25 protein-coding genes and 1 pseudogene are annotated in these 19,593 nt (G+C 67.1%); 13 read left to right on the plus strand and 13 right to left on the minus strand.

Going from position 1 to position 19,593, the window contains the following annotated elements; translation table 11 throughout:
* Nucleotides 1-105: 105 nt before the first annotated feature.
* Nucleotides 106-273, minus strand: a pseudogene (locus J2X50_RS20500) (alcohol dehydrogenase); the annotation flags it as partial.
* A gap of 109 nt (nucleotides 274-382) precedes the next feature.
* Between J2X50_RS20500 and J2X50_RS20505 the strand changes: the two are divergent.
* From J2X50_RS20505 to J2X50_RS20515, 3 genes are all read left to right on the plus strand, one after another.
* Nucleotides 383-1,069, plus strand: coding sequence for a cell wall hydrolase (locus tag J2X50_RS20505; RefSeq protein ID WP_429097759.1), 687 nt, complete (start codon nucleotides 383-385; stop codon nucleotides 1,067-1,069).
* A gap of 110 nt (nucleotides 1,070-1,179) precedes the next feature.
* Nucleotides 1,180-1,785, plus strand: coding sequence for a recombination mediator RecR (gene recR / locus J2X50_RS20510; protein ID WP_429097843.1), 606 nt, complete (start codon nucleotides 1,180-1,182; stop codon nucleotides 1,783-1,785).
* A 237-nt stretch (nucleotides 1,786-2,022) separates the two neighbouring features.
* Nucleotides 2,023-3,252, plus strand: coding sequence for a lytic murein transglycosylase (locus tag J2X50_RS20515; protein ID WP_429097760.1), 1,230 nt, complete (start codon nucleotides 2,023-2,025; stop codon nucleotides 3,250-3,252).
* A 181-nt stretch (nucleotides 3,253-3,433) separates the two neighbouring features.
* Here J2X50_RS20515 and J2X50_RS20520 read toward each other — a convergent pair whose 3' ends face one another.
* Both J2X50_RS20520 and J2X50_RS20525 read right to left on the minus strand, forming a co-directional pair.
* On the minus strand, nucleotides 3,434-4,435 hold the full coding sequence (locus tag J2X50_RS20520) for an LLM class flavin-dependent oxidoreductase (protein ID WP_429097761.1): 1,002 nt from the start codon (nucleotides 4,433-4,435) through the stop codon (nucleotides 3,434-3,436).
* Between the two features lie 97 nt (nucleotides 4,436-4,532).
* Nucleotides 4,533-5,597: an LLM class flavin-dependent oxidoreductase gene (locus J2X50_RS20525; protein WP_429097762.1), complete on the minus strand. Its 1,065-nt coding sequence runs from the start codon at nucleotides 5,595-5,597 to the stop codon at nucleotides 4,533-4,535.
* Nucleotides 5,598-5,816: 219 nt separating this feature from the next.
* Between J2X50_RS20525 and J2X50_RS20530 the strand changes: the two genes are divergently transcribed.
* Nucleotides 5,817-6,245 (plus strand): DUF6481 family protein, encoded by a 429-nt coding sequence (locus J2X50_RS20530; protein WP_429097763.1) that lies wholly within the window; start codon nucleotides 5,817-5,819, stop codon nucleotides 6,243-6,245.
* Nucleotides 6,246-6,399: 154 nt separating this feature from the next.
* Here J2X50_RS20530 and sugE read toward each other — a convergent pair whose 3' ends face one another.
* Both sugE and J2X50_RS20540 read right to left on the minus strand, forming a co-directional pair.
* Nucleotides 6,400-6,714, minus strand: a complete 315-nt coding sequence (sugE, locus tag J2X50_RS20535) for a quaternary ammonium compound efflux SMR transporter SugE (protein WP_429097764.1) — start codon at nucleotides 6,712-6,714, stop codon at nucleotides 6,400-6,402.
* A 145-nt stretch (nucleotides 6,715-6,859) separates the two neighbouring features.
* Complete coding sequence (locus J2X50_RS20540) at nucleotides 6,860-6,985, minus strand: hypothetical protein (protein ID WP_429097765.1); 126 nt, start codon at nucleotides 6,983-6,985, stop codon at nucleotides 6,860-6,862.
* Nucleotides 6,986-7,141: 156 nt separating this feature from the next.
* On the opposite strand from J2X50_RS20540, the gene J2X50_RS20545 reads away from it, so the two are divergent.
* Entirely contained in the window at nucleotides 7,142-7,546 is a 405-nt protein-coding gene (locus J2X50_RS20545) for a GFA family protein (protein ID WP_429097766.1), read from the plus strand.
* A gap of 27 nt (nucleotides 7,547-7,573) precedes the next feature.
* Here the strand turns inward: J2X50_RS20545 and J2X50_RS20550 are convergent, their stop codons facing one another.
* Complete coding sequence (locus J2X50_RS20550) at nucleotides 7,574-8,824, minus strand: DNA recombination protein RmuC (protein WP_429097767.1); 1,251 nt, start codon at nucleotides 8,822-8,824, stop codon at nucleotides 7,574-7,576.
* Nucleotides 8,825-8,927: 103 nt separating this feature from the next.
* On the opposite strand from J2X50_RS20550, the gene def reads away from it, so the two are divergent.
* The 6 genes from def (at nucleotide 8,928) to truA (ending at nucleotide 12,492) form a co-directional block, all read left to right on the plus strand.
* Nucleotides 8,928-9,458, plus strand: coding sequence for a peptide deformylase (gene def / locus J2X50_RS20555; RefSeq protein ID WP_429097768.1), 531 nt, complete (start codon nucleotides 8,928-8,930; stop codon nucleotides 9,456-9,458).
* Between the two features lie 65 nt (nucleotides 9,459-9,523).
* Entirely contained in the window at nucleotides 9,524-9,829 is a 306-nt protein-coding gene (locus J2X50_RS20560) for a plasmid stabilization protein (protein WP_429097769.1), read from the plus strand.
* Nucleotides 9,826-10,248, plus strand: a complete 423-nt coding sequence (locus J2X50_RS20565; RefSeq protein ID WP_429097770.1) for a type II toxin-antitoxin system VapC family toxin — start codon at nucleotides 9,826-9,828, stop codon at nucleotides 10,246-10,248. The genes J2X50_RS20560 and J2X50_RS20565 overlap by 4 nt, the downstream gene beginning before the upstream one ends.
* A 45-nt stretch (nucleotides 10,249-10,293) precedes the next feature.
* Entirely contained in the window at nucleotides 10,294-11,229 is a 936-nt protein-coding gene (gene fmt, locus J2X50_RS20570; protein ID WP_429097771.1) for a methionyl-tRNA formyltransferase, read from the plus strand.
* Nucleotides 11,226-11,738: a GNAT family N-acetyltransferase gene (locus tag J2X50_RS20575; RefSeq protein WP_429097772.1), complete on the plus strand. Its 513-nt coding sequence runs from the start codon at nucleotides 11,226-11,228 to the stop codon at nucleotides 11,736-11,738. The genes fmt and J2X50_RS20575 overlap by 4 nt, the downstream gene beginning before the upstream one ends.
* Nucleotides 11,739-11,748: 10 nt before the next feature.
* Nucleotides 11,749-12,492, plus strand: coding sequence for a tRNA pseudouridine(38-40) synthase TruA (truA, locus tag J2X50_RS20580; protein WP_429097773.1), 744 nt, complete (start codon nucleotides 11,749-11,751; stop codon nucleotides 12,490-12,492).
* Between the two features lie 10 nt (nucleotides 12,493-12,502).
* On the opposite strand, the gene J2X50_RS20585 is transcribed toward truA, so the two are convergent.
* Nucleotides 12,503-13,045, minus strand: coding sequence for an Lrp/AsnC family transcriptional regulator (locus J2X50_RS20585; protein ID WP_429097774.1), 543 nt, complete (start codon nucleotides 13,043-13,045; stop codon nucleotides 12,503-12,505).
* Nucleotides 13,046-13,093: 48 nt separating this feature from the next.
* On the opposite strand from J2X50_RS20585, the gene J2X50_RS20590 reads away from it, so the two are divergent.
* On the plus strand, nucleotides 13,094-14,263 hold the full coding sequence (locus J2X50_RS20590) for an MFS transporter (protein WP_429097775.1): 1,170 nt from the start codon (nucleotides 13,094-13,096) through the stop codon (nucleotides 14,261-14,263).
* On the opposite strand, the gene J2X50_RS20595 is transcribed toward J2X50_RS20590, so the two are convergent.
* From J2X50_RS20595 to dapD, 6 genes are all read right to left on the minus strand, one after another.
* Nucleotides 14,260-14,862 (minus strand): transporter, encoded by a 603-nt coding sequence (locus tag J2X50_RS20595; RefSeq protein ID WP_429097776.1) that lies wholly within the window; start codon nucleotides 14,860-14,862, stop codon nucleotides 14,260-14,262. The two genes, J2X50_RS20590 and J2X50_RS20595, sit on opposite strands and share 4 nt — an antisense overlap.
* 10 nt (nucleotides 14,863-14,872) lie before the next feature.
* Nucleotides 14,873-16,060, minus strand: a complete 1,188-nt coding sequence (gene dapE, locus J2X50_RS20600; protein WP_429097777.1) for a succinyl-diaminopimelate desuccinylase — start codon at nucleotides 16,058-16,060, stop codon at nucleotides 14,873-14,875.
* A 168-nt stretch (nucleotides 16,061-16,228) separates the two neighbouring features.
* Nucleotides 16,229-16,930, minus strand: coding sequence for a hypothetical protein (locus tag J2X50_RS20605; RefSeq protein ID WP_429097778.1), 702 nt, complete (start codon nucleotides 16,928-16,930; stop codon nucleotides 16,229-16,231).
* 19 nt (nucleotides 16,931-16,949) lie between these two features.
* Nucleotides 16,950-17,321, minus strand: coding sequence for a DUF805 domain-containing protein (locus J2X50_RS20610; RefSeq protein ID WP_429097779.1), 372 nt, complete (start codon nucleotides 17,319-17,321; stop codon nucleotides 16,950-16,952).
* Nucleotides 17,314-17,667, minus strand: a complete 354-nt coding sequence (locus J2X50_RS20615) for a DUF805 domain-containing protein (RefSeq protein WP_429097780.1) — start codon at nucleotides 17,665-17,667, stop codon at nucleotides 17,314-17,316. Before J2X50_RS20615 ends, J2X50_RS20610 begins: the two co-directional genes overlap by 8 nt.
* A 72-nt stretch (nucleotides 17,668-17,739) precedes the next feature.
* Complete coding sequence (gene dapD, locus J2X50_RS20620; RefSeq protein WP_429097781.1) at nucleotides 17,740-18,594, minus strand: 2,3,4,5-tetrahydropyridine-2,6-dicarboxylate N-succinyltransferase; 855 nt, start codon at nucleotides 18,592-18,594, stop codon at nucleotides 17,740-17,742.
* 145 nt (nucleotides 18,595-18,739) lie between these two features.
* Between dapD and J2X50_RS20625 the strand changes: the two genes are divergently transcribed.
* Nucleotides 18,740-19,579 carry an LOG family protein gene (locus J2X50_RS20625; protein ID WP_340036157.1) on the plus strand — a complete coding sequence of 280 codons (840 nt, stop codon included), beginning with the start codon at nucleotides 18,740-18,742 and terminating at the stop codon, nucleotides 19,577-19,579.
* Nucleotides 19,580-19,593 lie beyond the last annotated feature (14 nt).

Here is a 19,593-nt window from a genome sequence, read left to right on the forward strand (position 1 = left end):
TCGCTACTCGCTACTCGCTACTCGCTACTCGCTACTCGCTACTCGCTACTCGCTACTCGCTACTCGCTACTCGCTACTCGCTACTCGCTACTCGCTACTCGCCCCTTAGAACCGCGTCACCACGCTGATCCCCAGCCCCTCGAACCGGTCCATCGCCATCAGCGCCGCCGGCGCTTCGTCGAGGCTGACGTGCTTGCCTATGAGCATCTGCGGGGCGAGCTTGCCGGCCTCGATCATCTCAATCATCGGCTTCGCGACCCCTGCCTGATCGCCCAATTGGCATTCGGCCATCTTTTTGCCCGAAAATAGAGGATTGTAGCCTCATTCCGGGGTTCGTGGCGGGCTTTGGAGAGGGGCGCTTTTGATCGCCATGAGAGGGAAGATGCCGATTTTCGTCGGCGTCGCCGCAACCCTGTTCGTCATATCCGGTTGCACCACCAGCAAGCTGACGGATGGGGTCACCACCAGCTCGGTCAGGTCCTATGGCTACAGCGCCAGGGACAAGGAATGCCTGGCCCGGGCCATGTTCTTCGAATCCAACCGATCCAGCCGCGACGGCATGATCGCCGTGGGCTCGGTCGTCATGAACCGGCTGAAGTCGGGCGACTATGGCGACACGGTCTGCGGCGTCGTCGGCCAGAAGAACCAGTTCGCGCCCGGCGTTTTGTCCAAGCCGATGAATTCCAAGGCGTTGCCCGACGTGCAGGCCGCCGCCGACGCGGTGCTCAAGGGCGAGCGCCATCCCAAGGTCACGCCCAACGTCATGTTCTTCCACACCGCCGGGCTGAAGTTCCCCTACAAGAACATGTTCTACACGACGGTCGCCGGCGGCAATGCCTTCTACGAGAAGCGCAGCCGCAACCGGCCGCGCCTTCCGGCCGAGCCGGAGACGGTGGTGGCCTCGGCCGCGCCGCCGGCGCTGCCCGGCGCGGACGACAACGGGCCGGTCACCGTGGCCTCGGCGGGGACCGACGCGTCGCTCGCGAGCGCCATGTCCTTCCAGGCGAGTCCGCAGCAGGCCGATGCGATCGGCGCGCTGATCGCCAGCCAGGACCGGCCGATAGAGTGAGCGAACAGGGAATGGCGAATAGTCAGTAGTGTGGGTTGAAGGAGGCGCGCGACCGCCCCTTCCTTCACTATTCGCTACTCACCATTCCCTACTCGCTCTATACCCCTCGCATGTCCAAGCGAATCGCCGGTCCCGAGATCGAACGCCTGATCCAGCTCCTGGCCAAGGTGCCGGGGCTGGGACCGCGTTCGGCCCGCCGCGCCGCTCTTCACCTGATCAAGAAGAAGGAGCAGCTGCTCGCGCCGCTGGCGGCCGCCATGGGCGAGGCGGTGGACAAGGTCCGGGTCTGCTCGACCTGCGGCAATGTCGACACCTCCGACCCCTGCATGATCTGCACCGATCCGCGGCGCGACCCGGCCACCATCATCGTGGTCGAGGACGTCTCCGACCTCTGGGCGCTGGAGCGGGCGGGCGCGATGAATGCGCGTTTCCATGTGCTCGGCGGCACGCTGTCGCCGCTCGACGGCATCGGCCCGGACCAGCTCACCATCAAGCAGCTCGTCACCCGCGTGGCCGAGGGCGGGGTGAGCGAGATCATCCTCGCCGTCAACGCCACGGTCGAGGGCCAGACCACGGCGCATTACCTGACCGACCAGCTCTCCGGCTTCGACGTCAAGGTGACGCGGCTGGCGCATGGCGTGCCCGTCGGCGGCGAACTCGACTATCTCGACGAGGGAACGCTTGCCGCGGCGCTCAGGTCGCGGACCGTCTTTTGACTTAATTGCGGTGAAGGAAGCTGCATGAGCAAAGTTTCTGAATCGTCGCAGCTCCTTCCCACCCCCCTCTGGCCTGCCGGCCATCTCCCCCGCAAGGGGGGAGATCAGCAGTGTGAAGCTCAGCGCTCATCCTGTGACGTTGGTGATTGGCGGAGACGGTGGCGCCAGCTGATCTCCCCCCTTGCGGGGGAGATGGCCGGCAGGCCAGAGGGGGGTGCGAAGAAACGCAACCTTTCGATGCTGGCAGCATTGTTTGCAGTGGCCTTCGCCGCGCTCTTGCCGGCCACCCCCGCCTCCGCCGCGCCCATCGACGATCAGTTCCAGGCCTGGCTGGCCAAGGATCTCTGGCCGGAAGCCAAGGCCAGGGGCATCTCCAGGGCGACCTTCGATGCGGCCTTTGCCGGCGTTTCGCCCAATCTCAAGCTGCCCGACCTCGTCCTGCCGGGCGAAAAGCCGAAGACGCCGAAGATGCAGCACCAGGCCGAGTTCGGCTCGCCGGGCAACTATTTCGCCGAGAAGACGCTCGGTGCCGTCACCGCGGGCGGCCGCAGCCGCGCCGGCGCCAATGCCGGGACGCTTGCCGCGATCGAGAAGCGCTACGGCGTGCCGGGCGGCGTGGTGCTCGCCATCTGGGGCCGCGAATCCGGCTTCGGCGCCGCCAGGATGCCCTACGACGCCTTCGAGGTGCTGGGCACCAAGGCGTTCCTCGCCACCCGCAAGGACATGTTCCGCAAGGAGCTTCTGGCCGGCCTCGAGATGCTCGACCGCGGCCTCGTCAGCCGCGACGGCATGCGCTCCTCCTGGGCCGGCGCGCTCGGCCAGCCGCAGTTCCTGCCGACCTCGTTCCTCAAGCATGCGGTCGATTTCGACGGCGACAGCCGCGCCGACATCTGGAATTCGACGCCCGACACGCTGGCCTCCATCGCCAACTATCTCGTCGGCTATGGCTGGGCGAGGGGGCGCGACTGGGGCTTCGAGGTGTCGGTGCCCGACAGCGTGACCTGCGCGCTGGAAGGCCCAGATCGGGGCAGGAAGATAGCGGACTGGGCGGCGATGGGGATCGCCCGCGTCGGCGGCAAGCCGTTCCCGCAGAACGAGATGCGCGCCGAGGGCTTTCTGATGATGCCCGCCGGGCGCAACGGCCCGGCCTTCATCGTCACGCCGAATTTCTACGTGCTCAAGCAATACAACGAGAGCGATCTCTATGCGCTCTTCATCGGCCACGGCGCCGACCGCATCTCCGGCGGCGACAGGCGCTTCTCAGGTAGTTGGGGCAAGGTCGACGGGCTCTACCGCTCCGACATCGCCGCCTTGCAGCGCGGGTTGGAAAAGCTCGGCTACGACGTCGGCGGCGCCGACGGCCTGCCGGGCTACAAGACGCGCCGCTCGATCGGCGACTGGCAGGCCAGGAACGGCGGCGCCGCGACGTGTTTTCCCGACAAGGCGACCGTCGAGGCGTTGCGGTGACCAATCTCGATCGCAACTGACGGTACCCCCACCCCTAAAGGGGGAGGGGAACTCTTGGAACCGCCACGCCCTCAAATCCAATCTTCTGCGTTGCTGCCGCCAGTTGGATGACCGTGGCGCAGACAGGATTCCCCTCCCCCTTGTGGGGAGGGGCGAGGGGTGGGGGTATGAGGCAAAAGCGCTACGCCGTCGCCTTCATCTCCCGGTGCACCTCGGCCAGAATCTCGTAGGATCGCCTGCGTGCCTCATGGTCGAAGACCTGCGACGTGACCATCAGCTCGTCTACGCCGGTTCGGGCGATGAAGGCTTCGAGGCCGCTTCTCACGGTGTCGCGCGAGCCGACGATGGCGCAGGAAAGCGTCTGCGCCAGCATCTGCCGCGCGACCGGATCGAGGTCGCGCTCGTAGCCCTCGACGGGCGCCGGCAGTTTGCCGGGCCGGCCGCCGCGCAGGTTGACGAAGGCCTGCTGGACCGAGGTGAAGAGGAGCTTCGCCTCGTGGTCGGTCTCGGCTGCGACGATGTTTACGCCGAGCATGGCATGCGGCTTGGCGAGCCGCTCCGAGGGCTGAAAACGCGTGCGGTAGATGTCCAGCGCGCGGTCGAGTTCGGCCGGCGCGAAATGCGATGCGAAGGCGTAGGGCAGGCCGAGCATGGCGGCGAGCTGGGCGCCGTAGAGGCTGGAGCCCAGCACCCAGACCTCGACCTGTTCGCTCTCGCCGGGCACGGCGCGCAGGCGCTGGTCCGCCGTCGCCGGCTCGAAATAGCCCATCAGCTCGACCACGTCCTGCGGGAAGTTGTCGACGCTTGCCTCGAGGTTCCGCCTGAGCGCACGCGCGGTCAGCATGTCGGTGCCGGGCGCCCGGCCGATGCCGAGGTCGATGCGGCCCGGGTGCAGGGCGGCGAGCGTGCCGAACTGCTCGGCGATCACCAGCGGTGCGTGGTTGGGCAGCATGATGCCGCCGGCGCCGACGCGGATGGTGCTGGTGCCGGCCGCGACATGGGCGATCACCACCGAGGTGGCGGCGCTGGCGATGCCCGGCATGTTGTGGTGCTCGGCCAGCCAGTAGCGGTGGAAGCCGAGCCTTTCGGCGTGCTGGGCGAGGTCGAGGCTGTTGCGCAGCGATTGCGCGGCGGTGCTGCCCTCGGTGACGGGCGAAAGGTCGAGCACGGAAAGGGTGGTCATGAAGCGGCTCCGGCGGGATGGGTCCCGCCGGATATAGGCACGCGCCCGCGGCATACAAACCCGCGGGCGCGTCGGATGTCTTGGTCCAGCGGGCGCCTCAGGCGGCCGGGACGGCGGGTTCGGCCGGGGTTGCCGCGGCAAGTTCCTTGCGCACCAGCGGGGCCACCTTGGTGCCGTAGAGCTCGATCGCCTTCATGATCTTGGCGTGCGGCATGGTGCCGATCGCCATCTGCAGCAGGAAGCGGTCGTTCCTGAACAGCTTGTGCTGGGCGACGATCTTCTCGGCCACGACTTCCGGATTGCCGACGAACAGCGCGCCCTTCGGGCTGCGCGCTTGGTCGAAATGCGCCCGGCTGGTCGGCCCCCAGCCGCGTTCGCGGCCGATGCGGTTCATCACTTCGGCCTGCGGCAGGTAGAAATCGTCGGCCGCCTGTTCCGTGGTCTCTGCGACGAAGCCGTGGACGTTGATGCTGGTGGCGAGCTTGGCCGGATCCTGGCCGCCGCGGCGCGCGGCCTCGCGGTAGAGGTCGAACAGCGGCGCAAAGCGCGCCGGCTCGCCGCCGATGATGGCAAGCGCCAGCGGCAGGCCGAGCACGCCGGCGCGCGCCGCCGACTGCGGCGTGCCGCCGATGGCGATCCAGACCGGCAATTTCTCCTGGTAGGGGCGGGGATAGACGCCGCGATCGTTGATGGCGGCGCGGTGGGTGCCGGACCAGGTCACGCGCTCGCTGTCGCGCAGGGCGAGAAGCAGATCGAGCTTCTCGGCGAAGAGGTCGTCATAGTCGTCGAGATTGTAGCCGAACAGCGGGAAGGATTCGATGAACGACCCGCGCCCGGCCATGATCTCGGCACGCCCGCCCGAAAGCAGGTCGAGCGTGGCGAACTGCTGGAACACGCGCACGGGGTCGTCGGAGGAAAGCACGGTCACAGCACTGGTGAGCCTGATCTTCCTGGTCCGCTCCGCCGCCGCGGCAAGGGCGACGACCGGTGCCGATGCGGCATAGTCGGGGCGATGGTGCTCGCCCAGCCCGAACACGTCGAGGCCGACCTGGTCGGCGAGCTCGATCTCCTCGATCAGGTTGCGCAGCCGCTCGTGCGGTCCGATGGCACCGGGCCCGGCTTCGGGGCTGACGTCGGCAAAGGTGTAGAGGCCAAGTTCCATGTGTGCATCCTCGGGTTGCCTTTGCGCCTAGAGCTAGCTATTGGAGCGCGTGCCTGCCAGTCTCCAGCTGGTGAACAATCCCCGGCGATTGTCGAACAGTGGTGGCGTTTCCCTGCTGCAACACGCGTGGAAATCATGGCTGGCATGCGGAATTCGCGCTTGAACTTGCGCTCTCGCTGCGTATGTAAGCGGCGTCACTTGACTTCAGGGAAATGACTCTTGGCAATTTACAGGGAAAAGAACTTCGCCGAGCGGCGTGACGCCGCCGGCGTGGCGAAGAAAGCACTACTCGAAAAATTCAAGGCCCGCCCGGCAGCAGACGATCCGGCAGTGATCGCCCGCCAGGAAGAGCGCAAGCGCATCCTCGAGGCGCGCGCCATCCGCGAGGCCGAGAAGGAAAAGCTCCGTCAGGAACGCCTGGCGCGCGAGGCGGCCGAGAAGGCCGAGCGCGAAGCCAGGGCCGAGGCCGAGCGCCTGGCTGCCGAAGAGGCCGCACTGGCGGAAGCCAAGGCACGCGAGGCCGAAGAAGGCGACCGTATCGCCCGCCTGCTCGCCGACGAGGCCGAGCGCAAGGCCAAGCGCGACGCACGCTACGCAGCGCGCAAGGCGCGCGGCAAGCGGATGCCGCCTTCGGCCAACTACGGCTGATCGCCTAGAACGTATTCACGGATCGAAAAGCCCGCCACCGGAGACGCCAAGCCCCGGTGGTGGGTTTTTGTGCGCGCGTTCGCAAATGGACGCCATCAGTTTAGGATATCGCGGCCCGCCGTATGGGGCAGGCCGCGACGACGTTTCAGGATGTTCAGGCGACCAGCTTGAGGCCGACGATGCCCGACACGATGAGGCCGATACAGGCAAGGCGGAGTGCGGTTGCGGGCTCGCCAAGCAGCCAGATGCCGAGCATTGCCGTGCCCACCGTGCCGATGCCGGTCCAGATCGCATAGGCCGTGCCGACGGGCAGGGTCTTCAGCGCCAGGCCGAGCAGGCCGAGACTGATGATCATCGAAACGACGGTGAGCACGGTCGGCATCGGCCGGGTGAAGCCTTCGGTGTATTTGAGCCCGATTGCCCAGCCGATTTCAAACAGGCCAGCGAAAAACAGATAGGTCCATGCCATGGAACGCTCCAGCGAATTGGCGGGTCGTCCCGGCCGGAATTGATAACGGAAGCGCAAGGTCGTCCCTGCGCCCGGAAAGATAGAAATTTCCGAGGCTTGATTCAACAGCTCCGGCTGGCATGCCGGGCATGCCAGCCATGCGGTTTTACTTGTCCTTGATCTTGGTCGCCTGCACCGGAGGCGCCTTGAAGGTAGGCGCAGGGGCCGGCTTCTTGGCGTCCTTCTTGGGCTTGCGAGGCTCCTTGCCCGCCTTCATCGCACCTTTGGCCATGATTCGATCCTCCTGTACTGGAGCCAGAGTGAAACGCGAAGTTGCCGAACTGGCAAGAGGCAGCAGCGGGCAGGCAAAAAGGGCTTGAGGGCGGGGCCGTGGCCGCTACATTCGTTCCGGCCGGCGACCTGGCCGAGATGTTCAGGGAGGAGAGCGATGAAAATCCGGGGCGGGTGCCATTGCGGCGCCATCACCTACGAGGCCGATGTCGACCCGGAAAAGACGGCGATCTGCCATTGCACCGACTGCCAGAAGCTCACTGGCACGGCCTTCCGCGTCACCGTGGCGGTTCCCGAAGACAAGATCGCGTTCACCGGCACGCCGAAGGTCTATGTGAAGACCAGCGAGAGCGGCAACAAGCGGGCGCAAGGGTTCTGCCCCGAATGCGGCTCGCATCTGTTCGCGACCTCGGTGGGCGAGGGGCCGAAGGTCTACGGCCTCAGGACCGGCACCTCCGACCAGCGCGAGCAGTTGGTGCCGCGCCGGCAGGTCTGGCATCGCTCGGCGCTGCACTGGCTGCCCGAGTTCGAGGGCATGGAAACGATCGAGAAGCAGAGCTGACCCAGGCCCAGCCTGCTTGCGCGCGCCTCAGTCGTTTTCCTCGACGACGCGCAGCCTGAGCTGGCCTGTCTTGGAGTCCGCCGCCCGGGCGCCTTGCGGCCTGGGTGGCTCCTCGGCTTCGCCGGCGGCGTGGCCGGTGGCGAACTCGAGCGCCTCGATCTTCTGGCCGCGTTTGGTGACCTTGGACGTCGACACCAGTATGTCGTCGATGTCCCTGGATGCCTGGCCGAAATGGTTCTGCAGCTTGCGCACGCGTTCGTCGACGCGGCCGACATCCTCCATCAGCCGGATCACCTCGCCCTGGATCAGGTGCGCCTGCTCGCGCATGCGGGCGTCCTTGAGGATCGCCTGGATCACCTGGATCGACAGCATCAGCAGCGATGGCGAGACGATGACGATGCGGGCGCGGTGGGCGCGCTGCACCAGCGCCTCGAAGTTCTCGTGGATCTCGGCGAAGACGGATTCCGACGGCACGAACATGAAGGCCGTGTCCTGCGTCTCGCCCGCGATCAGGTACTTTTCGGCGATGTCGCGGATATGCACCTCGATGTCCCGGCGGAACGCCTGGGCGGCGACTTTCTGGGCGTCGGTGCCCTCGGCGGCGCGGATGGCGTTCCAGGCTTCCAGCGGGAATTTTGCGTCGATGGCGAGCGAGGGCGCGTCGTTGGGCATGCGGATCAGGCAGTCCGGCCGGCTGCCGTTGGAAAGCGTCGCCTGGAATTCGTAGCCGCCCTGCGGCAGGCCGTCGGCCACGATCGCCTCCATGCGCGACTGGCCGAAGGCACCGCGCGTCTGCTTGTTGGAAAGGATCGCCTGCAACTGCACCACCTGGCCGGCCAGCGACTGGATGTTGCCCTGGGCCGTGTCGATGACGGCCAGCCGTTCCTGAAGTCTGGCGAGGCTTTCGTGCGTCGATTTGGTCTGCTCGGCCATGGTCTGGCCGATGCGGCCGGTCATGGCGTCGAGCCGCTGGCTGAGCGACTGCGTCAGCTCCGCCTGGCGCGAGCCGAAGATCTCGGCCACCGTGCCGAGCCTGCCCTGCATCTCGGCCTGGGCCTGCAGGATGCCGGCCATGCGGGCTTCCGCGTCGCGGGCATGGTCGGCGGCTTCCGCGGCGGCCACCGAACGCGCCCTGGCCGAGCGCCACAGCGCCACGACCAGCGCCACCAGCAGGGCGAGGAAGAGCGTCGCCGCCAGCGCCAGGGCCTGGCCGAGGGTGATGGTGGTCGCGCCGAGCTGGGCGACAGGTTCGGAAAGTATCGAGGAAACAGGGCTCATCGCCTGCACCATAGCCGATTCGCGGCCCGATGTTAGATCAAAACGGGAACATCTGGATGTGGATGCTGTTGACGCTTTCCGCCGGACATCCTAGGTGAGGCGCATGACGATCAAGCCGCTCATCATCCTTCCCGATCCGCTGCTGCGCGAGGTTTCCAAGCCGGTCGAGCGCATCGACGACGCCATGCGCCAGTTCGCGCGCGACATGCTCGACACCATGTATGACGCCCCCGGCATCGGCCTGGCCGCCATCCAGGTCGGCGAGCCGCTGCGCATGCTGGTGATCGACCTCGCCAAGGAAGGCGAGGAGCCGGCGCCGCGTGTCGTCATCAACCCCGAGGTTCTGGCGCGCAGCGACGAGCGCTCGGTCTACGAGGAAGGCTGCCTGTCGATCCCCGACTACTATGCCGAGGTCGAGCGGCCGGCGACGGTCCGGGTGAAGTATCTCGACGAGCACGGCAAGGAGCAGGAAGTCGAGGCCGACGGCCTGCTCGCCACCTGCCTGCAGCACGAGATCGACCACCTCGATGGGGTCCTGTTCATCGACTACATCTCCAAGCTCAAGCGCGACATGGTCATGCGCAAGTTCAAGAAGCTCGCCAAGGACCGCCCGCCGAGCCGCATGGTGGGCTGAATTCCACCCGTTTTGCGCGCCCGGCCGGGATTTGATATCATCGATATCAAACGATGGAGGCGCCCATGGGTGACCTGCTGATCAGGAACATTCCGGAAGCCGTGAAGCGAGAGATAGCCGAGGCGGCCAAGGCGCGCGGCCAGAGCCTTTCCGACAAGGCTGTCGATCTGTTGCAGAAGGGGCTGCTGACAGAACGTGACGACGACGCCGCGCCGAAGGGCTCGGCGTGGCAAGCGCTGCGCGCCGTCTTCGAGAGCCAGGGCGCGCCCGATGGCGGGTTCGCCGAGGTGATGGAAGAGGTTGAAGCGCTGCGAAAGCGCGACTTTGGCAGGCCGGTGAGTTTCGGCATCGAGGCCGATGACGAGCAATGATCGTCCTCGACACCAATGTCATCTCCGAAGCTGACAAGCCGAGGCCCAACACTGAATTGATGCAATGGTTCGATCGCCAGCCGGGGCAAGACTTGTATCTCTGCGGGCCGGTCGTCATGGAACTGGCCTATGGCGCGGAAAAGCACCTGGTGCGCACCGGGTCGGACAAGTACCTGACGATCCTAGGCGGTTTGGAAGAGCAGTTTCGCGGCCGAATCCTCGAATTCGACGGCCGGGCACCAGCGCTGACGGGCAGGATCAGGGCGCAGCGCGAAGGCCTGGGCCGAGTCATCAGCGTCCAGGACGCCATGATCGCCGCCATCTGCATCGTCCACGGTGCAAGGCTCGCGACCCGCAACGTCCGTGACTTCGACGGGCTTGACCTCGGGCTCGTAAACCCGTTTGAAGCGATGGCCTGAACGGTCGGCCGTCGCCGCCGGGGCAGATGAGATCGTCTTGTCCGAATGAGCCTTCGCGTCATCTTTATGGGCACGCCGGATTTTTCCGTACCGACGCTGCGCGCCATAGCCGAGGCCGGCCATGAGGTCGTGGCCGTCTATTCGCAGCCGCCGCGCGCGGCCGGCCGGCGCGGCCTGGAGCTGACGCCCTCGCCGGTGCACCGGGAGGCCGAGCGGCTCGGCATCGAGGTGCGGACGCCGCTGTCGTTGAAAGGCGAGGCGGAGCAGGCCGCCTTCCGCGCGCTGAACGCCGATGTCGCGGTCGTCGTCGCCTACGGCCTGCTGTTGCCGAAGCCGATCCTCGAAGGCACCCGGCTCGGCTGCTACAACGGCCATGCCTCGCTGCTGCCGCGCTGGCGGGGCGCGGCTCCCATCCAGCGCGCCATCATGGCCGGCGACCAGGAAACCGGCATGATGGTCATGCGCATGGACGAGGGCCTGGACACCGGACCCGTCGCCCGACTTGAAAAAGTCGCGATTGGACCCGAAATGACGGCGGGCGAGCTGCACGACCGTCTCATGGCGGTCGGGGCGTCGCTGATGGTGGAGGCGCTGGCCGCGCTCGAGGCGGGAACGCTTGAATCGGTGCCGCAGCCCGGCGAAGGTGTCACCTACGCCAGAAAGATCGACAAGGCCGAGGCCAGGATCGATTGGCGCTTGCCGGCGGCGGCAGTCGACAGCATTATCCGCGGCCTGTCGCCGTTTCCCGGCGCGTGGTGCGAATACGAAATCGGCGGAAGGCAGGAGCGTCTCAAGGTTTTGCGCTCGCGCCTGGCCGCTGGACAGGGAGAGCCGGGAACGGTTCTCGACGACCGGTTGGAGATTGCCTGCGGCGAGGGCGCCGTCAGGTTGGTCGAGGTGCAGAAGGCGGGAGGAAAACCCGTCACCGCGGATGAATTTCTGCGCGGTGCCAAGATCGAAAAAGGAATGAAGTTGTCATGAGCATGATGTCGATCCGCGCGGCGACGCCGCGTGACCGCGAGGCGATCGGCCTCGTCGAGGAACACGCCTTCGGCCAGAAGGCCGAGGCCGGACTGGTGGATGCGCTGGTTGCCGACGGCGCCGCCATCGTCGAGCTGGTGGCCGAGGAAGACGGCCAGGTGGTGGGCCACGTGCTGTTCTCGCGCCTCTATGTGCAGAACGGCAGCAAGGCCTTCCCGGCGGTGGCGCTGGCGCCGCTGGCCGTCGAGCCCGATTTCCACCGCACCGGCATCGGCGGCGCGCTGGTGCGCGAGGCCCATATCCGGCTCAGGGACGCCGGCGAGCAGCTCGCCGTGGTTCTGGGCGATCCGGCCTATTACGGCCGCTTCGGCTACAGCCACGAGCGCGCTGCCGGATTCGAGAGCGACTACCAGTGCGAGGCGCTGCAGGCGCTGGCCTGGAGCGACGAGGCGCCGGCGACCGGCCGGCTCGTCTATGCCTCGGCCTTCGGAACGGCGCTGGCCGCCTGACGCAGTCCGCATGCCCCGATACCGCCTCGACATCGAATATGACGGCCGCGCCTATGCCGGATGGCAGCGGCAGGCCGGCAATCATACCATCCAGGCGGCCATCGAGCAGGCGGTGCTCAAGTTCTCGGGCGACGCGATATCGCTGCGTGGCGCCGGCCGTACCGATGCCGGCGTGCACGCCACCGCCCAGGTGGCGCATGCCGACCTGACCCGCGAATGGCCCGATGACACGGTGCGCGACGCGGTGAACGCGCATCTGCAGCAGGCGGGCGAGACGGTCGCCATCCTGGCGGCGCGGCGGGTGGACGAGACCTTCGACGCCCGCTTCTCGGCGACGGGACGCCACTACATCTACCGCATCCTCAACCGCCGGGCCCCGGCAGCCCTCGAACGCGGCCAGGTCTGGTGGGTGCCCAGGCGCCTCGACCACGAGGCGATGGCGGAAGCCGCCAAGGTTCTGCTCGGCCGGCACGATTTCACCACCTTCCGCTCTGCCCAGTGCCAGGCCAACAGCCCGCTGAGGACGCTCGACCGGCTCGAGGTGACGCGGTCGGGCGACACGATCGAGATCGGCGCCTCGGCGCGGTCGTTCCTGCACAACCAGGTGCGGTCCATGGTGGGCAGCCTCAAGCGCGTCGGCGAGGGGGCCTGGACGGCCGCCGACCTCAGGGCCGCGCTCGACGCCCGCGACCGCGCCGCCTGCGGCCAGGTGGCGCCGCCGGACGGGCTGTTCCTCACCGGCGTCGACTATTAGCCCCGGCTACTCAATCGTAGAGCGGTCTGGCGCCGTGCCTGGGTGCCGGCCATTCCTGGGTGATGCCCGGCTGCACCGGCCGTTCGAGATAGGTCGACAGCACCACGTAGCTGCGCGTCGAGGTCACGCCCGGCGTGTCGTAGAGACGGGCGAGCAGCCCTTCGAGCGCGCGCGTGTCCTCGGTGCGGACCTTGAGCAGCATGCAGGTGTCGCCGGCGACGGTGTGGATCTCCTCGACCTCCGGAAAGGCCGAAACCGCCATCAGCTCCGGGGTCTTGCCCCAGCCCCTGGTGTCGACATGGACGAAGGCCAGGAGCGGCTTGCCGATGGCCTTGGGGTCCGCCATGGCCACCGTCTGGCGGATGGCGCCCGACCGGCGCATGCGCTTGACCCTTTCATGCGCCGACGGCGCGGAAAGGCCCGCCTTCTCGCCCAGCTCGGCGTAGGAGACGGTTGCATCCTCCACCAGCACGCCTAACAGCCTTCGGTCCGCCGCATCGACCCCACGCTCCGGAAGCTTGCTCGGCCGAATGCCGTCTGTTTCTTCATCCATGCGGAAATTCTCCGTTGAAGCCGAACTCCATTCGGCCAACATGCGCCCATGTCGAACGTCGATCAACCCTTTCCCGTCGTTGCCGAGCCGCTCGCCCGCATACCCCGGACGGCCTATCTCCTGACCGCCTGCGTTGCCGCCATCGGCTCCAACTCGCTCGTGCTCGGGCCGATCGCGCCGGAAGTCGCGAACGGCTTCGGCACGTCGGTGGCGCTCGTCATGGCAGCTTCCTCGGCCTTCGGCCTCGGCACGGCGGCGAGCGCCCTGTTCCTCGCCCGCTACATCGACCGTTTCGGTGCAAGGCGCATGCTGCAGCGCGCCCTGGCCTTGCTTGCTTTGGCGCTTGGCGCGAGCGCGCTGGCGCCCGCCATCCCGGTGCTGATCGCAGCGCAGCTCTTTGCCGGGGTCGCCGCCGGCATTGCCCTGCCGGCGATCTATTCAAGCGCCGCGGCGATCGCGCCGCGCGGCCGCGAGAGCGGCACCATCGGCGTCGTGCTGACCGGCTGGACCCTTTCCATGGTCGCCGGCGTGTCGTTGTCGGCGGTGCTCGCCGACCTCGTCCACTGGCGGGCGGTCTTCGGTGTCGTCGCGATTCTGGCCGCGGCCGCGGCGGCAAGCCTGTCGACGATCTCGCTGGCGGACAGGCCGAGCGGCACGGCCGCGCCGGCGCCGCTCCAGGCCCTGAGCACGCCGGGCATCGTGCCGCTGCTCATTGCCTGCGGCGCCTTCATGACCGCGTTCTACGGCGTCTACGGCTATCTGGGCGACCACCTGCACCAGGGGCTCGGCCGCCCGGTCAGCGCCAACGGCCTGGCGGCGGTGTCCTACGGCATCGGCTTCGGCGCGGCAGCACTGCTCGACGGCATCGTCGACCGGCTGGGCGCCCGGCGGGTGATGCCGTTCGCCTATCTCGCGGTCGCTGCCGTCTATGTGCTTCTCGCGGCAATCGCCGGCAGCTTCGCCGCGCTGGTCGCCGCCATGGCGCTTTGGGGGCTGGCCAACCATTTCGGGCTCAACGTTCTGGTGATGCGCCTGTCGGCGCTCGACCCGGCCCGGCGCGGCACGATCATGGGGCTGAACAGCGCCGTCACCTACCTGGCCGTTTTCGTCGGCACCACGGCCTTCGGTCCGCTCTATGCGAGCTTCGGCTTCACCGTTTCGGCCCTGGCGGCGGCCGGGCTGATGCTGGTGGCGGCGGCCGCCGCCTGCTGGCGCTAAGGAGGCGTGGGCGCGGCGATGCCGAGCGCCGCCTGCAGCGTCAGAAGCACGAGCAGCGACACCACGAACATGCCGGCAAAGACCGCCGAGCCGACGGCGGCTCCCTTGCCGATCGCGGCATTGGTCATCCGCCAGCTGAACACCATCGACAGGCCGAACAGCAGCAGCGACAGCGGCGTGGTGAGGCCCTCCGCCGACGGAAGCAGCATGCGCAGCAAGGCGGCGGGCAGCATCAGCCAGGCGATGATCGCCGAGGTCCAGTTGCTGGCGACCACATAGTGCACGAAGCGATCGCCGACGCCGGCGCGCCGGGCCACCAGCGCGAAGGCGACGATCGGCAGGATCCAGGCGCCGAGATCGATCAGCGCCAGCCGCACGATCACGCCGAAGCGACCGGCAAAGGCCGCCGACTGCACGGCGATCTCGTCCGACACGCCGACCCAGCCGACGATGAGGGCCGGGGCCGCGACGAGGATGGCGAAGAAGGAATTCCAGAAACCGTCGGCGCTGAGGTCGAGCAGGCGCAGCCCGTCGGCCTTGCCCAGCATCAGCCGCCAGGCCCCCGACAGATAACGCTGGATGTCTTCGGTCGGCAGCATGGTCGAAAAACTATCCGAACCAGTCCTCGAGGAAACGCTGGTAGACCTGTGTCAGCGCCTCCAGTTCGGCAAGCGGCACGCGCTCGTCGACCATGTGCATGGTCTTGCCGACGAGGCCGAACTCCACCACCGGGCAGTAGTCCTTGATGAAACGCGCATCGGAGGTGCCGCCGGTCGTCGAAAGCTTCGGCTTGCGCCCCGTCACCGCCTCGATCGAGCCGGCCAGCGCCTCGATCAGCTTGTCGTCGCGGGTGAGGAAGACATGGCTCGGCGTGTCGCGCCAGGCGATGTCGAAGTCGATCGGCTCCTTGCGGCCCTTGCGGTACTTCTTGCGGCCACTCGCCTTGTCCAGCCGGTTATGGATCTCGGCCTGCAGCGTCTCCGCCGTCCAGGTGTCGTTGAAGCGGATATTGAAGACAGCCGTCGCCCTGGCCGGGATGACGTTGGTCGCCGGGTTGCCGACGTCGAAGGTCGTCACTTCGAGGTTCGATGGCTGGAAGTCCCCGGTGCCCTTGTCGAAGGCGGGCGCGAGCAGCGCGTCGACCAGCGTCATCAGCCCGCGCACCGGGTTGTCGGCGAGATGCGGATAGGCGGCATGCCCCTGGCGCCCGTTGACGGTGACGGTGGCCGAGAGCGAGCCGCGCCGGCCGATCTTGATCATGTCGCCGAGCTGGTCCGGATTGGTCGGCTCGCCGACCAGCGAGGCGTCCCACTTCTCGCCGCGTTCGGCGGCCCACTCCAGCAGCTTCTTCGTACCGTTGATCGACGGACCCTCCTCGTCGCCGGTGATCACCAGCGAGATCGATCCCTTCGGCCCGCCCTTGGCCTCGACATGGCGGGCGATCGCCGCGACGAAGCAGGCGATGCCGCCCTTCATGTCGACGGCGCCGCGGCCGTACATCTCGCCCTTGTCGATCGCCGCCGAGAACGGCGGATGCGTCCATGCCGCCTCGTCGCCCACCGGCACCACGTCGGTATGGCCGGCGAACATCAGATGCGGGCCGTTGCCGGAGCGGCGGGCGTAGAGGTTCTCGACGTCGGGCGTGCCCTTTTCCGAGAAGGTCGGGCGGTCCACCGCAAAGCCGAGCGGTTTCAGCATGGCTTCGAGCGCAGTCAGCGCGCCGCCCTCGGCGGGCGTCACCGACTGGCAACGGATCAGGGCGGCAAGGTTCTCGGTGGGGTCTGTCGGCAGCTTCATGGCGACAGCGATAATTGAATCGCCGCGCCCTGTCACGGCGTTCGGTTGCCTCAAAGGCATCGGCATCCAGCCTCGCGACAGCGTGGCGCGGTCACAACCTTGCCCAGAGGAAGGCAGCCATGCGGCCGAGGGCGGTGCGGCCAGCCTCGACGCCGCGGCCGCCGACTGTCAATTCGGCCTGGCGGATTCGATCAGCGTGATCTTCTGCCAGATCTTGCGCGACAGGTTGGAGCCGAGGTCCTCGATGTCGTTGACCGCGCTCGTCACCACTTCGTCCTGGATGGCCTGCGCGAAGAGCGCGGCGAGCTTGCCCGTCACCGACAGCATCTCCGAGCAATAGTCGAGATAGCGGGCGAGCTCGGCGGGGTCCTTGATCCGCTGCGGCGAGTGCGGCGTCGGCGTGAACGCGACCGACAGTGCCGCCGGGTCCTTGGTCAGCTGGTGCATGTCGATGACATGGATCAGCGAGCGCAGGCCGTGCAGCTCCTTGAAGATTTCCTGGCGCTTCAGCCGCTGCTCGACGCTGTTGAGGGCGATGAAGCCGACCCCGCCGAGGATCAGCGTGTTGAGCGTCGCCTCCACCCCCTGCACGAAGTCGAAGGCGCCGGTCGAGATGCGGTCGAAGGACAGGATCGAGCCGACGAAGACGAACATGCCGGCGCCCAGCGCGATCACCGACCAGGTGACGATCCTGAGCCACCAGATCGGCCGCGCCAGCTTCTCGGCCGATATGGCGAGGTCGCGCGACATCGCCACCAGTTCGGAGGCGACGCCGGCGAGGCCGGAATTGGGAAAGCGGTCGCCGATGCGCGCCTTGAGCGACTGCGCCGTGGCTGCGATCTTTTCCGGGTCGAGTGTTCTGTAGGACATCGCACCGGACCCTGTCTGACTAGCGTGGCGCGTTGGTCTGGCTGCCGAACTGGTTCGGCCCGGGCGTGCCCGGGTAGAAGCAGAGCACCACGAAGGTGATGATCGAGACGATCGGGATGAACAGCGTGATCGCGAGCAGCCCGGGCTTGTCGAAATCGTGCAGGCGCTTGACGCTGAAGGCGACATGCGCCCACAGGAAGGCGAAGAAGGTCAGGCCGAACAGCAGCGACCAGAGCTGTGCCGCCGAGCTTTCCGGGTGCACGCGCATGAACTGGTAGAGCGGGAACGACACCACCATCAGCATGAACAGGAAGCCGAGCACGTAGGCTGCCCGGCTGACGCGGCCGGAGAAGCGGAAGAACAGCCAGAAATAATCGAGTTTGTTAGGCAAGCGGATCCGGTCCGTATTGGTTCGCGCCCCGGTCGCCTTCGAGGATCCCGAGCTCGACCAGGATCCAGATGGCACCGATGACGGGAACGATTGCAATCAGGCTCCACCAGCCCGACTTGCCGCGGTCATGCCAGCGCTTGGCGTAAATGGCCAGCGCAAAATAGATCGAGGCGATGGCAACGATGATGCCGATGACGCCGTAGCCCGCCTCGCCGACGCGCAGGCCGAGCACCATGTCAAGCAAGCTGGCGACGATGCTGACGGCGATCATCACGCCGATGCCCGCCCAGAACTTGGCGCGATTGATGCGTCCGTCGAAGCTGGTCAGAAGATACTTCCAGTCCATTTCACCCCTCCGAAGCTAACCGGCGCACATGTCCTGCGCGCCGGCCGAGGTTGCTTCGGTTTCAGCGAAAGATCAATCGCGCAGCAGCTCGTTGATCGAGGTCTTGGAACGGGTCTTGGCGTCGACGCGCTTGACGATGACGGCGCAATAGAGGCTCGGGCCAGGCTCGCCGTTCGGCAGCGGCTTGCCCGGCAGCGAGCCGGCGACGACGACCGAGTTGGCCGGCACTTCGCCGTAGAACACTTCGCCGGTGGCGCGGTCGACGATCTTGGTCGACTGGCCGATGAACACGCCCATGCCGAGCACCGAGCCCTCGCGCACGATGCAGCCCTCGACGACCTCCGAGCGCGCGCCGATGAAGCAGTTGTCCTCGATGATGGTCGGGCCGGCCTGCATCGGCTCCAGCACGCCGCCGATGCCGACGCCGCCGGACAGGTGGACGTTCTTGCCGATCTGGGCGCAGGAGCCGACCGAGGCCCAGGTGTCGACCATGGTGCCGGTGTCGACATAGGCGCCGACATTGACGAAGGACGGCATCAGCACCGCGCCCGGCGCGACGAAGGCAGAGCGGCGCACGATCGCCGAAGGCACGGCGCGGAAGCCGGCCTTCTCGAAGTCGACCGAGCCCCAGCCGTCGAACTTGGACGGCACCTTGTCCCACCACGACGCGCCGCCGGGCGCGCCCGGGATCAGTCCCATCGGGTTGAGGCGGAAGGAGAGCAGGACGGCTTTCTTGAGCCACTGGTTGACGTGCCACTTGCCGTCTTCCTGGCGCTCGGCGACGCGCGAAACGCCCTTGTCGAGCAGGTCGAGCGCGCTGTCGATGGCCTCGCGGACTTCACCGCGCGTGGAGGTCGAAATGCCGTCGCGTTCCTCGAACGCCTTGTCGATTGTCTTTTCGAGGCTGGCGAGGTCGGGCTTCGACATGAACATCTCCGTTACGGGCCGTTAAGGTTAAGGCTTCTAAGCTGGCAGCAAATCGCGGCGGACCCTATTTCAGGCTTATCGGGGGGTCAATCGCGGTGACGTCGCGGAATGTCGCGGTCAACGGTATATTGGGACTGAGCAAAGAATGAATCCTATGGAAAAGGCTGGCTGGACGCCGCTGCCCCACTCCGACGAGGACCTTGAACGGGCCAAGAGCGTGCCCGACACGCCGCAGACCCGCGCGTCGACCTACAGGCTCGCCTGGAACGACGAGGACTTCATGACTCAGCGCGAACTGCGCCCCGTGCGGCTGCAGCTCGAACTGCTCAAGCCCGAGATGATTCTCGCCGAGCGCGGCATCCGCTCGACCGTCATCCTGTTCGGCGGCGCCCGCATCCCCGAGCCGGGCGGCGAGGCCTGGGCGGCCAAGAACGAGACCCAGCGCAAGCACCTCGAGGCCAACAGCCGCTACTACGACGAGGCGCGCAAGTTCGCGCGCATCTGCTCGCAGCATTCGGCCGCGTCCTACTATCGCGAGTTCGTCGTCGTGACCGGCGGCGGGCCCGGCGTCATGGAAGCCGGCAACCGCGGTGCCGACGACGTCGGCGCGCCTTCCATCGGCCTCAACATCGTGCTGCCGCACGAGCAGGCGCCGAACCCCTACGTGACGCCCGAGCTCTGCTTCAATTTCCACTACTTCGCCATCCGCAAGATGCATTTCGTCATGCGCGCCAAGGCGGTTGCGGTCTTCCCCGGCGGCTTCGGCACCATGGACGAGCTGTTCGAGACGCTGACGCTGATCCAGACCGGCCGCATGGAGCGCGTGCCGGTCATCCTGTTCGGCAAGTCATTCTGGCAGCGTGCGTTCGACCTCGACTTCCTGGCGGACCAGGGCACGATCACCCCCGGCGACCAGGACATCATCGACTACGTCGACACCGCCGACGAGGCCTGGGACATCATCAGCCGCTTCTACGGCCTTTGAGCCGGACTTGGCCT

Source organism: Aminobacter sp. BE322 (assembly GCF_050433525.1).
Taxonomy (GTDB): Bacteria; Pseudomonadota; Alphaproteobacteria; order Rhizobiales; family Rhizobiaceae; genus Aminobacter.

Bases quoted from the DNA above. Each gene is read 5' to 3' on its own strand.
- J2X50_RS20505 (WP_429097759.1), top strand. From the start codon at position 383: ATGCCGATTTTCGTCGGCGTCGCCGCAACCCTGTTCGTCATATCCGGT.
- recR (WP_429097843.1), top strand. From the start codon at position 1,180: ATGTCCAAGCGAATCGCCGGTCCCGAGATCGAACGCCTGATCCAGCTC.
- J2X50_RS20515 (WP_429097760.1), top strand. From the start codon at position 2,023: ATGCTGGCAGCATTGTTTGCAGTGGCCTTCGCCGCGCTCTTGCCGGCC.
- J2X50_RS20520 (WP_429097761.1), bottom strand. From the start codon at position 4,435: ATGACCACCCTTTCCGTGCTCGACCTTTCGCCCGTCACCGAGGGCAGC.
- J2X50_RS20525 (WP_429097762.1), bottom strand. From the start codon at position 5,597: ATGGAACTTGGCCTCTACACCTTTGCCGACGTCAGCCCCGAAGCCGGG.
- sugE (WP_429097764.1), bottom strand. From the start codon at position 6,714: ATGGCATGGACCTATCTGTTTTTCGCTGGCCTGTTTGAAATCGGCTGG.
- J2X50_RS20540 (WP_429097765.1), bottom strand. From the start codon at position 6,985: ATGGCCAAAGGTGCGATGAAGGCGGGCAAGGAGCCTCGCAAGCCCAAG.
- J2X50_RS20545 (WP_429097766.1), top strand. From the start codon at position 7,142: ATGAAAATCCGGGGCGGGTGCCATTGCGGCGCCATCACCTACGAGGCC.
- J2X50_RS20550 (WP_429097767.1), bottom strand. From the start codon at position 8,824: ATGAGCCCTGTTTCCTCGATACTTTCCGAACCTGTCGCCCAGCTCGGC.
- def (WP_429097768.1), top strand. From the start codon at position 8,928: ATGACGATCAAGCCGCTCATCATCCTTCCCGATCCGCTGCTGCGCGAG.
- J2X50_RS20560 (WP_429097769.1), top strand. From the start codon at position 9,524: ATGGGTGACCTGCTGATCAGGAACATTCCGGAAGCCGTGAAGCGAGAG.
- J2X50_RS20565 (WP_429097770.1), top strand. From the start codon at position 9,826: ATGATCGTCCTCGACACCAATGTCATCTCCGAAGCTGACAAGCCGAGG.
- fmt (WP_429097771.1), top strand. From the start codon at position 10,294: ATGAGCCTTCGCGTCATCTTTATGGGCACGCCGGATTTTTCCGTACCG.
- J2X50_RS20575 (WP_429097772.1), top strand. From the start codon at position 11,226: ATGAGCATGATGTCGATCCGCGCGGCGACGCCGCGTGACCGCGAGGCG.
- truA (WP_429097773.1), top strand. From the start codon at position 11,749: ATGCCCCGATACCGCCTCGACATCGAATATGACGGCCGCGCCTATGCC.
- J2X50_RS20585 (WP_429097774.1), bottom strand. From the start codon at position 13,045: ATGGATGAAGAAACAGACGGCATTCGGCCGAGCAAGCTTCCGGAGCGT.
- J2X50_RS20590 (WP_429097775.1), top strand. From the start codon at position 13,094: ATGTCGAACGTCGATCAACCCTTTCCCGTCGTTGCCGAGCCGCTCGCC.
- J2X50_RS20595 (WP_429097776.1), bottom strand. From the start codon at position 14,862: ATGCTGCCGACCGAAGACATCCAGCGTTATCTGTCGGGGGCCTGGCGG.
- dapE (WP_429097777.1), bottom strand. From the start codon at position 16,060: ATGAAGCTGCCGACAGACCCCACCGAGAACCTTGCCGCCCTGATCCGT.
- J2X50_RS20605 (WP_429097778.1), bottom strand. From the start codon at position 16,930: ATGTCCTACAGAACACTCGACCCGGAAAAGATCGCAGCCACGGCGCAG.
- J2X50_RS20615 (WP_429097780.1), bottom strand. From the start codon at position 17,667: ATGGACTGGAAGTATCTTCTGACCAGCTTCGACGGACGCATCAATCGC.
- dapD (WP_429097781.1), bottom strand. From the start codon at position 18,594: ATGTCGAAGCCCGACCTCGCCAGCCTCGAAAAGACAATCGACAAGGCG.
- J2X50_RS20625 (WP_340036157.1), top strand. From the start codon at position 18,740: ATGAATCCTATGGAAAAGGCTGGCTGGACGCCGCTGCCCCACTCCGAC.